Raw genomic sequence first — 12683 nt, forward strand, 5'->3', positions numbered from 1 at the left:
GGTATTGTTTCAATCCGTACTTTGGGCAGAGAGCCGCTTCAAAGAAGCGGCTCTCTTTTTTATCGGGTGATTTATCGTATCTTTTAAATCAGGCTTTGTATATAACTTTGCATCTCTTTTTCATGCTCTTCTATACTCTGTAATAGTTTAAACTGAGCTTGAGTCCGTTGCCAGTTATGTTCGGGATATTGTATCTTGTAGTAGCAGTCCCCATCTATATAATCGGTAAGGAAGCGTACGGTTTGCATATAGGTCAGTAATTTGGCACCGTATGGAAGATTTTCGATTTCTATCGGGAGTAAGAATGTCCGGGCACTTTCGATATATCCTTTGGCAAAAGCTCTGAAAATATCCATATTGAGATTGACATGATCCAGATTTTCGTCATCTTCTTTCCCGGTATTTCCGGCCGTACGGATAAAATCTCCGAAATCGGAAAGTACAAATCCCGGCATTGTAGTGTCAAGGTCGATAACACAAAGTACTTTCCCGTTTTCATCGAATAACATATTGTTGACTTTCGTGTCGCAATGAGTAATTCTTTTGGGAAGTTTCCCTTCTCTGTAAAGACGTTCGGCTTTGCACATTTCATCACTTCGTTTTAGCAGCTCATCTACCATCCATTGAACTTTTTCCAAACGACCCGATTTATTTGAAGCGATGGCTTCCTTGAAACTTTCAAGTCGGAATTCCATATTATGGAATTTGGGGATTGTCTCGCCTAAAGGTTCTGGAAGATCGACGAGCATTGCTTGAAATTCTCCGAATGCTTTGCCTGTATAATAGGAGAACTCTGGATTTACGGTTTCATAAGTTTTTGATTGAGGAATTAATACTGTAATTCTCCAATAGTTGTTTCCATCGAAATAATACAGTTTTCCATCCTTAGTCGGAATAACTTGTAGTGCTTTGCGTTTGATATCCGTTTCTCCTTTTTCAGTCAGTTTTTTGCGGATGTGGTCGGTTATGGCAACAATGTTTTTTTGTAAAAGATCTACATCTTTAAAAATAGCATGGTTGATCCGTTGAAGAACGTAGTCGTCCGTGTCAGACGATTGTGTCGTTATTTTGTAAGTATCGTTAATTAATCCGCTTCCTAGGGGATCAATACTTTTTACAATACCGTCAATACGGAATTTGTCCACAATTTCGGTCAGGTTAGTCATGATATATTATTTGTATTTGGATTATAAATATGACTTGCAAATTAAGGATAAAATGCTGAAAATCCAAAGTTTTCGGTCAATATATTGTTGTAGAACATCGAAAAAAATATTGACCTCGATCTTGCTATTGATGAAAGTAAAGAGAATAAAAAAACTGTGACTCTATAAAAAGCCACAGTTTTTTTACAGTAGTTTTTATAATTAACGGTTTGAGAGAATTGCTTGTGTATCGGATGCGATCATGTATTCTTCGTCTGTAGGAATTACAACGACTTTTACTTTCGATTCAGGGGCTGATAAATCCGCTTCTTTTCCGTGAATAGTACTATTCAATTCTTCATCGATTTTCACACCCATAAATTCGAGTTGACGGCACACTGTCGCACGAGTTACGGTTTGGTTTTCTCCGACACCTCCTGTGAATACGATAATGTCTACTCCACCTAACACTGCTGTATAAGCTCCTATATATTTTGCAATTCGGTAATCATACATCTGTAGAGCAAGTTTTGCCCGTTCATTGCCTTGAGCTATTGCAGCCTCTATTTCACGCATATCGGATGAAACACCGGATATTCCCATTACACCGCTTTTTTTGTTGACCAATGTAGAAAGTCCGTGTGCATCGAGATTTTCCTTTTCCATAATAAAAGATAGAGCTCCGGCGTCTACATCTCCACATCGTGTTCCCATCATCAAGCCTTCTACCGGAGTAAGTCCCATAGACGTATCTATTGATTTACCGTCTTTTATTGCTGTGATAGAACCTCCATTACCGATATGGCAAGTAATGATGCGTTGATTTTCGTAAGGAACTCCTAAAAATTCACATGCTCGACGAGATACATAACGGTGACTGGTTCCGTGGAATCCGTAGCGTCGGATACCGTATTTTTCATACATTTCGTACGGAAGGGCATACATATATGCATGCTTAGGCATGGTTTGATGGAATGCTGTGTCGAATACCGCTACTTGAGGTACTTTGGGTAGTATCTTTTCTACCGCATCGATACCTTTGAGATTTGCCGGATTGTGCAATGGAGCGATGTCTATACACTCGATGATTTTTGCTTTGACTTCTTTATCGATCAATACCGATTGGTTGAATTTTTCTCCGCCGTGTACTACTCGGTGACCGACAGCTTCTATTTCATCGAGCGATTTTATACAGCCGTATTTTGCACCGGAAAGGGTTTCCAATATAAATTCAATACCTACAGTATGTTCGGGAATATCCTTTTCAAGAATAACTTTTTCTCCGGAAGGAAGTGTGAATTTTAAAAAAGAACCTTTTAATCCTATTTTTTCGATTCCTCCTTGAGCGAGAATATCCTTGCTCTGGGTATCGAATAGTTTGTATTTGATAGATGATGAACCGCAGTTCAGAACTAAAACTTTCATTTCCTTTGATTTATAGGTTATTTTTTCATTCCAATAGCTTGGTTGGCTGTGATAGCTACCATTTTATAGATGTCTTCGACAGAACATCCGCGTGACAGGTCATTAATCGGTGCGGCAATACCTTGAAGAATCGGTCCGACAGCTTCTGCTCCGGCAAGACGCTGTACGAGTTTATAGGTAATATTTCCTGTCTCTAAAGAAGGAAATACGAGGACATTGGCATTTCCTGCTATCTCACTACCCGGAGCTTTAGACATTCCTACTGCGGGAACGATTGCTGCATCGGCTTGTAATTCTCCGTCTATTTTTAACGAAGAGTCCATTTCTTTTGCGATACGGGTGGCTTCTACTACTTTATCTACCATTTCATGTTTTGCACTGCCTTTGGTAGAGAAGCTCAACATGGCTATGCGAGGTTCAAATCCGGCAAGAGTTCGGGTCGTGTGTCCTGTCGAAACTGCTATTTGGGCGAGCTCTTCGGCATTGGGATTAGGTAATACGGCACAATCGGCGAATACCATAATACCATTTTCTCCGTAGTTTTTGTTCGGCAGGAACATTAGGAAAGCTCCCGATACAACACTGACTCCGGGAGCTGTTTTTACGATTTGGAATGCTGCGCGTAAAACATTGCCTGTGGTATTTTGTGCTCCGGCGACTTCTCCGTCCGCATGGCCGCTTTTGATCATCAATGCAGCAAGGAAAAGCGGATCTTCAACTTGTTTTGCAGCTTGTTCTTCTGTCATTCCTTTCTTTTTGCGGAGCTCGAATAACAGGTTGGCATATTCTTCTTTTCTTTCATGATTTTTCGGATCTACAATAATTGCGTTTCCGATGTTTTGCAATCCGTGCTTTTCGGCTAAAGCCATAATATCGGCAGGATTACCGATTAAAGTAATGTGAGCTACTTTGTCAGCGATAAGTTTATCTGCTGCCTTCAAAGTCCGTTCTTCAGTTCCTTCCGGAAGAACGATGCGTTGCATATCAGCTTTAGCACGCGCAATAATTTGATTCATTAATTCCATTGTTGTCAGGAAGTATAAAGTTGGTTTATTTGAATTTGCATCTTGAATACGGTGCAAAAATACGAAAAAATGCTATATAGAGATAGCAATTTTGAATAAAAAAACATATCTCTATATGACAAATATGTTTAAAAATAGGGTTTTAAGTTTTTTTATAAAATTATTGATATAAGGTCGTGTGAAAATAAGAAATGTAATGTTTCAGATTTTGGGTGTTGAGATGAAATGGATGCGAACTCTATATTTCAGGATAGAGTTCTTTCAATATTTTTTTTGAAGCTCCGGAGTTATTTTGAATATATTGTCCCGCAGTAATCCCTGCTTTAGATAAAAATTCTTTATTTTTAAGAAGTCTGTCCATCACAAGTTTGAAGTCTTCTGATTTGGATATACTGAATCCTCCTCCGGCAATAATGAGTTCTTTAGCTTCCTTAAATTTTTTATGGTTAGGCCCGAAAATGACGGGAATACTATATACGGCAGCTTCCGGAACATTATGTATTCCTGCACCGAATCCTCCTCCGACATAAGCTACTTGACCGTAACGATAGATCGAGGAAAGCAGGCCGAAGCAGTCTATGATAATGCAGTCGGCTTTTTGTATATTTTTTTCATCAGCCTGTGTATACCGAATAGTAGTCCGGTTTAAACGAGATAGAATGAATTGTATATGTTCTTCATGTATTTCGTGAGGTGCGATGATAAGTTTCATCTCGGGATGCCGGTTGAAATAGTCTATGAATATTTCCTCGTCTTTCGGCCATGAACTCCCGGCGATCAGGGTAAATTTCTCTTTTGAAAATTGTTCGATAAGGGGAAGTTCTTTAGCTTGGCTGCGGATCTCTAAAACGCGGTCGAAACGGGTATCGCCTGTTACCGAAACTTTGGTTATTCCTATGTCTTTAAGAAGTTTTTTTGAGTTTTCATCTTGAACGTATAAGTGTTCAAAATTTTGCAATATTTTTCTGAAATAGCCGCCGTAAGGTCTAAAAAATATTTGTGAAGGCCTGAATATCGCTGAAATAATGTATGTAGGAATATTTCTTTTTGCAAGAGCATTCAGATAATTTCCCCAGAATTCATATTTGATAAATATAGCTTGCTTGGGTTTCAATATATTTAGAAAGCGGTTGACGTTATTAGGCAGATCAAAAGGGAGATAGCAGATCAGGTCTGCTTTAGAATAATTTTTCCTGACTTCATAACCGGATGGAGAGAAAAAGGTTATGGCTATTTTTTGTTCCGGATAATGAGCTTTTATTGCCTCGATTATAGGGCGTCCTTGTTCGAACTCACCGAGTGAAGATGCGTGTATCCATATATATCCTCCTTCTGGATCGGCATTTTGTGCAAGATAATGAAATATTTCTTTATGTCCCTGTTTCATCTTGCGAGCTTTGAGATTGCGAAAAGATGCAATGTTGACAAGTTGTTTGTATGTATAAATGCCGAAATTATAAAGTATGTTCATGATTACGAAATAGACTTCTTTGAAAGGAGTTTGTGTTTATGGAATTATAAAATATTTTTCAATCGATTTTTTCCTGACGGTTCATTCCTTTTTTTCCAACTTTCATTGTTTAGATTGAATCTTACGATTAATTGTTGTTGAAGGTCTACATGAGAGCGTGTCGTATGGAAATTGACCGATGCCATGCAATTTACGAATCTGTTTCGGAAAAAATAGAAATAGATGTCGGTACGGTTATATAATTTAGCCTGATAGAAGGGGTCTCCTTGATTTAGCTGACTACCTAACTGGGGATAAAACGGCTGTTGATTGCCTCCGGCATAGAATGTGTTTTTTAATCCGATAAAGCGCCATTCTGCCAGCATCTCCGCTGTAATACCTTGAGGATGATGCCAAGTGCCTATACCCCGATTGCGTTCTAAGCTCAGTAAGTATCCGCATTGAATGGTCAGAGAATCTAAAGGGGAGACAAACCGAGTCAAGTTTAGTCCTACATAAGGATGTACGACCATATCATCGGTAACCGATTGTCCTTCCGTTGCATTTTTCGAGCGGGCAAGATGGTTCATGACGATGTTTCCTCCGGCATAGAATATACCGGGTTGCCAACGTCCGCTTCCGACTATAATAAAGGCTTCTCTACGTTTTTCGGTTTGCATTTGCCGCCAGTCTATATAGATTTCTCCGTATCCTTTATGTCCGATATATTGAAATAGAGCTCCTGTGATATTCGGACGAAAAATCGTTAAAGAATCGTATTGGAGAAATGCCGGAAGGGTTTCTATCAGTTGAGTACGGGCAAATGATCCGAAAGACATCTTGAATTTGGGGCTTTCATAATGATAATATGCGGTCAGGTCAAGAGAGCCTTCGTCTTTTTTTGCTCCCATCGGCTGTATCCAGCTGCCGCCTACCATAATCCGGTGTTTGTTGTTGAGAACGCCTATCCCGATTTCCGGTGAGAGTCTGGTTCCGAAAAATGTCTGTGACGTTTGTCCCGGATATTTATACTCTCGGTTATCGAAAAATCCGGTCAGATCGACATCCCATAGTATATCTTGAGCCATTATCCCTGAAGATAAGACTGATAATATGGTTAATATCAAACTCCGTTTAACGTGTTTCATTGGAGAACTTCTATGGCTTTTTTTATCCGTTTGATGGTTTCTTCTTTTCCCAATATGGTCGTGATGTCAAACATGTGAGGGCCTTTACATTCACCCACTACGGCCAGTCTGAATGCATTCATGACATTTCCCATGTGATAATTGTTTTCGGTGATCCAACCTAACACGATTTTTTCGGTGTCTTCCGAAGCAAAGTCTGTTATGTTTTCGAGAATCTCGATCAACTCTTTCATTCGCTCGGGGGTATCTTCTTTCCATCGTTTTTTTACCGACTTCTCTTCATAACTTTCCGGAGCAATGAAGAAATAAGAAGTTTGAGCCCAAAGTTCTTTGACAAAAGAGATACGATCTTTTACCAATCCTATGATTTTGGCTGTTTTGGCAGGATCGGCAGATATCCCTTTTTCCTGTAAAATCGGCAGGAATAATTCAGTAAGTTCTTCGTTACTTTTATTTTGTATATATTTGTGATTAAACCATTTTCCTTTTTCGAAATCGAATTTTGCCCCGTTTTTACTGCATTTTTCAAGAGAAAACAATTTGATCAAGTCGTCCATAGAAAGAATTTCTTGGTCATTTCCAGGATTCCATCCCAATAGAGCAAGGAAATTTATTACGGCTTCGGGCAGATATCCTGCTTCACGATAACCAGATGATACCTCTCCGGTTTTGGGATCATGCCATTCGAGCGGGAAAACAGGAAATCCCAGACGATCTCCGTCACGTTTGCTCAGTTTTCCATTTCCGTCGGGTTTCAGCAGTAAAGACAAATGTGCGAATTCAGGCATGGAGTCTTTCCACCCGAAGGCTCTGTATAATAAAACATGCAGAGGCGCTGACGGTAGCCATTCTTCTCCGCGTATGACATGGGAAATTTCCATTAAATGGTCATCGACGATATTGGCGAGGTGATAAGTCGGCAAGTTATCGGCCGATTTATATAGAACCTTGTCATCTAAAATAGATGAGTTGATGATAACTTCTCCTCGTATAAGGTCATTGACGTGAACATCTTCTCCGGGTTCTACTTTGAACCGTACAACATATTGTTTCCCCTCAGCGATCAGTCTGTCGATTTCTTCTTTCGGAAGCGTCAGGGAGTTCCGCATCTGCATCCGAGTCGAAGCATCATATTGGAAGTTCGGGATTTCTTTTCTTTTGGCTTCCAGTTCTTCAGGCGTATCAAAAGCTATATATGCTTTCCCGTCAGAGAGAAGTTGCTCTACATACTTCCGGTAGATGTCTTTACGTTCCGATTGGCGGTAAGGGGCATGATTTCCTCCATAGCCGACCCCCTCATCGAATTTTATTCCTAACCATTCGAGAGCTTCTATGATATAAGCTTCAGCCCCGGGAACAAATCGTTGAGAGTCGGTATCTTCGATTCGAAGAATCATATCTCCATTGTGCTGTTTGGCAAACAGATAATTATAAAGGGCGGTTCTTACTCCACCGATATGTAGTGCTCCTGTAGGACTGGGAGCAAATCGTACTCTTACTTTTCTTTCGGGCATAGTATCGTTTTTTTGAAATCAGGGGACAAAATTAACTCTTTTTTTTGATTTCCTATACTTTATTATAGCAAAGACTGTTGAGTTTGCATTTCCTATATTATGAATCGAGCTCTTCCAACATTTTTTTTATTTCTTCATCTGTTTCGAATAGTTTATCTTTACAGAATTTTAATAAAGAAAGTGACCGGTTTGTATAAGTTTTCAGTTCGTCGATTTCACATTCATTATTCTGCAGCTTGGCGACAATTTCTTCGAGCTCGGCGATTGCTTGAGCATAAGTTTGTTTTTTCTTTTCAGCCATATTTTGTAGTTTAAATAATTATAGATTCTTTTTCTCCATCTTTGAAAAGGGTTGTGATTTTATCTCCCGGATGCAATTCTAAAATACTGCGAATTACTTTCCCTGACTTTAAAGTGAGGCTATACCCCTGTTTTAATATATGTTCCGGTGATGTTAAATCTATTGTTTTACCGAGAATATCGAGATGCTGTTTTTCTGTTTTTATCTTATAAGAAATCGCTTGGCGAAGAAAAAGTTCGAGCCGAGATAATTTCGACCGTTCCTGCGGTAAAGATTTTTCGATGATTCTTGGTAATAATACAGAGAGGTTATTAATATGGATTCTTTCCTTAAATAATTGTTCGCTTGATTTCTGGATAACAGCCTGTTGTATTTTTTGAATTCTGTTTTTTTCTGCCTGTACTTGCTGATCGAGCAGACGAGGGATTCCTTGAGTGACAGTAGAGAGAAGTTTTTCTTCTTTAAGTATGCGTTGTTGCAATAGAAAAGCGATGGTATCACGAAGATATATTCGTTGTTCATCGGCCTTTTGTGTCTGGGAAATTAACCATTCAGCAGCAGCGGTGGGTGTTTTTACTCGTGTGTTAGCGACTTTGTCGATAACGGTTTCGTCCCGATCGTGTCCTATACCCGTCAATATCGGTAACGGGAATTGAGCAATATGCTGAGCTAACAAATAACTATCGAAACAGCTTAATTCTGAAGTTGCTCCTCCACCTCTGATAATGACTACACCGTCGAAATTATCCGCTTGTTCATAAATTTTTTCTAATGCGGCGATAATGGAAGATTCTGCTTGATTGCCTTGCATGACGGCTTGAAAGAGAACGGTATAAAAAACATACCCTTCGGTATTGTTCTTTAATTGGTTTGTAAAGTCTCCATATCCTGCTGCCGTTCGAGAGGATATTACGGCAATCCGTTGTGGAGGAAAAGCCCATGTCAGTTCTTTATTCATGTCGATTACTCCTTCATCGGACAATTGACGTAGAATCTCTGCTCTGTGACGAGCTATATCTCCTAACGTATATGAAGGGTCTATATCATGTACGGTCAAAGTGAGTCCGTATAATTCATGAAAGTCTATACTGACCTGAACCAGAACTTTTATACCGGCTCTGAATATTTCTCCGGTTTGTTCTTCAAAATAAGGCTTCAACATCAGGAATGTAGAAGCCCAGATTATTCCTTTTGCCTTTGCAATAATTTGGCCTGAACGACTGTCTTTTTCGGCAAATTCAAGATAACAATGTCCCGAATAATTTTCTCTTGCTTCGCTTATTTCGGCAGAGACCCAGTATCGTTCAGGAAATCCGTCATTCAGTGTTTCCCGAATCATAGAATTCAGTTCGTGTAAAGATATATCTTGAATGGCCATATTATATAAGCTTTGTAAATGTCAGACTTGTGTTTTATTCTGAGTATGTTTTTTTAAGTTATGTTGGTCCGAAATTATTCCACCGCCGATCACCTGATTGCCGGAATAGAATACTGCAGATTGTCCTGGAGTTACGGCAGATACAGGCTCTTTGAATTTAACGACTATATAGTTGTCATCTGTAAAAAATAGAGTTCCCCGAATTGCCGGACTCCGGTAACGGATTCGTATTTGAATCTCTCTGTCGGATATTTGATCGATAGGGATGTTTATAACGGGAGATTCTACAAGCATCTCGGTAGTCAGCAGATCTTCTTTATCACCTAATCTGATCGTATTTTTATACGGATTTATTTTTATTACATAGGCCGGATGTCCGAGAGCTATTTCCAAACCTTTTCTCTGGCCTATTGTATAAAACGGAAAGCCTTTATGCAGTCCCAACTTTTTTCCTTTCTTATCGACGAAAAAACCTTTGCCGATAACTTCATTCAGGTTAGGGATTTGTTGCAAGAGAAAATCTCGATAGTCATTCTCTATAAAGCATACTTCCATGCTCTCTTTTTTTTCGACTTTTTCTTTGAACCCTTTTTGAAGAACGTATGTTTTTATTTCTTCTTTTGTGATATTTCCTAAAGGAAATAATGTTCGGGAGAGTTCTTTCTGTCCGAGTCTCCATAGAAAATATGACTGATCTTTTTTCGGGTCTAAGCCTTTTTCGAGAATATACCTATTCATATTTTGGGTTATGCGTGCATAATGTCCGGTAGCGATGTAATCACATTCTAACCGATCGGCCTCATCAAGCAGATATTTCCATTTGAAATAAAGATTACACATGACACAAGGATTAGGAGTGCGTGCTCGTAGATATTCATCGATAAAAGATTGTACGACCGTTTTTCTGAATTCGTCTCTTACATCGAGTGTATAATGCGGGATGGCGAGTCTTTCTGCTAAAGATCGTGCTTCTAATACGTGGTCGGGTTCTTTTTGTCCGGGAGTGGAAAAATGAGAAGGAATATCCCACATTCGCAGTGTTATTCCCAAAACCTCGTATCCTTGGTCTTGTAACAGCATACATACGGCGGAACTGTCTATTCCTCCGCTCATCCCGACTAATACTTTTTTCTTTTCAGAAAGTTTTGTTGCCATATTTAATCTTTATGGAATTGTAATATGCAAAAATAGAAAACTTTAAACAACTCTTGGAATCTTCTTTACTATAAAGATAAAAAGAAGAGAAGGATAAAATGATTTTTTACTCTACAAAAAAACGCAACAGATTAAAAACAATCTGTTGCGTTTTTAGGAGAAGTCTAAAAATAGAATTTCCTTTTAAGAGAAGTTCCCTTAAAATATTGTTTATCCGTTATATTCGTCAGATACTGTCAATTTTTTTCTGCCTTTAGCACGACGGGCAGCTAATACGCGACGTCCGTTTGCGGTAGCCATTCTCGAACGGAAACCGTGTTTATTTTTTCTTTTTCTGTTTGAAGGTTGAAATGTTCTTTTCATTGCCGTATATTTTTTATCGTTATTATTTCAAAATTCGGACTGCAAAAATAGATACTTTTTTTTAATAAACCAAAGGATAAATGGTTTTTAGACAAAACTTTTGCGTTTTTTTCTGATTTAGATTATTTTTGTACCCGGAAATCAGTGTCCATAATCGAACAATAATTTCAAATAGATAAAAATATGATTAATGCACAAGACATCAAGAACGGAACATGCATCCGTTTAGACGGTAAATTGTACTACTGTATCGAATTTCTTCATGTGAAACCCGGAAAGGGAAATACATTCATGCGTACCAAACTGAAAGAGGTAGTAAGCGGACGCGTTCTTGACCGTCGTTTTAATATCGGTGAAAAACTGGAAGATGTTCGTGTAGAACGCCGTCCGTTCCAGTTTTCTTACAATGAAGGAGATCATTATCATTTTCTGAATCAGGAAACGTGGGATGATGTTACTATCGATAAGGATCTTATTACCGGCGTTGACTTCTTGAAAGAAGGAATGGTGATAGAAGTTGTTTCGGATGCATCTACCGAAACGGTATTGTTTGCAGAGCTTCCGGTAAAAGTGGAACTTCAAGTTACCTATACCGAACCGGGAATTAAAGGAGATACTGCAACGAATACTTTAAAGCCGGCTACCGTAGAAACCGGTGCTGAAGTCCGTGTTCCTTTGTTCATTAATACAGGTGAAACGATTCGTATCGATACGAGAACAGGGGAATATATGGAACGTGTCCGTTAAGTCTGAGAAAGATTTAATATATTATTGCAACGATCCGGTAGTGAAAAGTCCCGGATCGTTTTTTTTGTTGAGACAAATGGAAAATATAAAAACTTGGACGAAAAGACTTTTTCGAAGAATCTCAAAAGTTTCTTAGATTGTGTGTCAAAAACAGGGACTTGTATAAAAATGTATAGAAAATTTTATACTTTTGTGCCCTGAATATAAATCTTCCGTGTGCTTGCTACCACGTTAAAAACAAGAACTCCTTTCTCGTGTCCGTATAATCCCGGAAGAATATAATCTGTTTTTATTTTAAAATTCAATAAGAAGTTATGAAGCAAAAAGAAACTGCGTTGGTTTGTTTTTCCGGAGGGCAGGATTCTACTACTTGTCTGTTTTGGGCGTTGTCGCATTTTGAATCGGTCGAGGCTGTCTGTTTTATTTATGGTCAGAAACATGTGAAAGAGGTAGATGTAGCCCGTAAAATTGCGGCAGAAGCAGGTGTTCCGTTTGAAGTCCTTGATGTTTCTTTGATAGGTCAGTTGACCCATAATTCGTTGACAGACTCCAGTATGGTAATGGACAAAGAAAAGCCTGAAGATTCTTATCCGAATACGTTTGTGCCTGGGCGCAACATGGTTTTTTTGACATTTGCAGCTATTAAGGCATTTCAAAAAGGAATACGGCATTTAGTGACGGGTGTGTCACAAGCTGATTTTAGCGGTTATCCTGATTGTCGGGATACATTTGTCCGATCTTTGAACGTCTCTCTTAATTTAGCGATGGATGCGCATTTTGAAATACATACTCCGTTGATGTGGAGAGATAAAGAGTCCGTATGGAGATTGTCTGATGAATTAGGAGTTTTCGATCTGGTTCGGAATGAGACATTGACCTGTTATAACGGTATCCCTGCTGATGGCTGCGGAGAATGCCCTGCTTGTAAATTACGGAAACACGGTTTGGATTTGTATTTGAAACATCGTAACGGATAGAAATAATTTCAGGAGTTTTTTTAACATAAAACTAAAAAATACATACCTTTGTCCT

General features: G+C 38.9%; 12 protein-coding genes. 2 read left to right on the forward strand and 10 right to left on the reverse strand.

Going from position 1 to position 12683, the window contains the following annotated elements:
• Positions 1–83: 83 nt before the first annotated feature.
• The 10 genes from AC0UMU_RS00075 to rpmH all read right to left on the reverse strand — a co-directional run bounded on the left by AC0UMU_RS00075 (position 84) and on the right by rpmH (position 10904).
• Positions 84–1166, reverse strand: a complete 1083-nt coding sequence (locus AC0UMU_RS00075) for a phosphotransferase enzyme family protein (protein ID WP_288639846.1) — start codon at positions 1164–1166, stop codon at positions 84–86.
• A gap of 201 nt (positions 1167–1367) precedes the next feature.
• Complete coding sequence (locus tag AC0UMU_RS00080; RefSeq protein ID WP_009318032.1) at positions 1368–2570, reverse strand: acetate kinase; 1203 nt, start codon at positions 2568–2570, stop codon at positions 1368–1370.
• A gap of 17 nt (positions 2571–2587) precedes the next feature.
• Complete coding sequence (pta, locus tag AC0UMU_RS00085; RefSeq protein ID WP_122304625.1) at positions 2588–3595, reverse strand: phosphate acetyltransferase; 1008 nt, start codon at positions 3593–3595, stop codon at positions 2588–2590.
• Between the two features lie 238 nt (positions 3596–3833).
• Complete coding sequence (locus AC0UMU_RS00090; protein ID WP_031258960.1) at positions 3834–5060, reverse strand: 3-deoxy-D-manno-octulosonic acid transferase; 1227 nt, start codon at positions 5058–5060, stop codon at positions 3834–3836.
• Between the two features lie 50 nt (positions 5061–5110).
• A complete protein-coding gene (locus AC0UMU_RS00095) occupies positions 5111–6193 on the reverse strand; it encodes a lipid A deacylase (RefSeq protein WP_009318026.1) in 1083 nt (360 codons plus the stop codon).
• Positions 6190–7707: a glutamate--tRNA ligase gene (gltX, locus tag AC0UMU_RS00100; protein WP_009318025.1), complete on the reverse strand. Its 1518-nt coding sequence runs from the start codon at positions 7705–7707 to the stop codon at positions 6190–6192. The genes AC0UMU_RS00095 and gltX overlap by 4 nt, the downstream gene beginning before the upstream one ends.
• Positions 7708–7804: 97 nt before the next feature.
• Positions 7805–8008, reverse strand: a complete 204-nt coding sequence (gene xseB / locus AC0UMU_RS00105) for an exodeoxyribonuclease VII small subunit (protein WP_009318023.1) — start codon at positions 8006–8008, stop codon at positions 7805–7807.
• A gap of 10 nt (positions 8009–8018) precedes the next feature.
• Positions 8019–9386, reverse strand: coding sequence for an exodeoxyribonuclease VII large subunit (gene xseA, locus AC0UMU_RS00110; protein WP_009318021.1), 1368 nt, complete (start codon positions 9384–9386; stop codon positions 8019–8021).
• A gap of 21 nt (positions 9387–9407) precedes the next feature.
• Positions 9408–10541 carry a tRNA 2-thiouridine(34) synthase MnmA gene (gene mnmA / locus AC0UMU_RS00115; RefSeq protein ID WP_022603083.1) on the reverse strand — a complete coding sequence of 378 codons (1134 nt, stop codon included), beginning with the start codon at positions 10539–10541 and terminating at the stop codon, positions 9408–9410.
• Positions 10542–10751: 210 nt separating this feature from the next.
• A complete protein-coding gene (rpmH, locus tag AC0UMU_RS00120) occupies positions 10752–10904 on the reverse strand; it encodes a 50S ribosomal protein L34 (RefSeq protein ID WP_009318019.1) in 153 nt (50 codons plus the stop codon).
• Between the two features lie 183 nt (positions 10905–11087).
• Between rpmH and efp the strand changes: the two genes are divergently transcribed.
• Together efp and queC are read left to right on the forward strand one after the other, a co-directional pair.
• Entirely contained in the window at positions 11088–11651 is a 564-nt protein-coding gene (gene efp / locus AC0UMU_RS00125; protein WP_009318018.1) for an elongation factor P, read from the forward strand.
• A gap of 314 nt (positions 11652–11965) precedes the next feature.
• On the forward strand, positions 11966–12628 hold the full coding sequence (gene queC / locus AC0UMU_RS00130) for a 7-cyano-7-deazaguanine synthase QueC (RefSeq protein WP_009318017.1): 663 nt from the start codon (positions 11966–11968) through the stop codon (positions 12626–12628).
• The last annotated feature ends 55 nt before the right edge of the window (positions 12629–12683 follow it).

This window comes from Coprobacter fastidiosus (genome assembly GCF_982245605.1).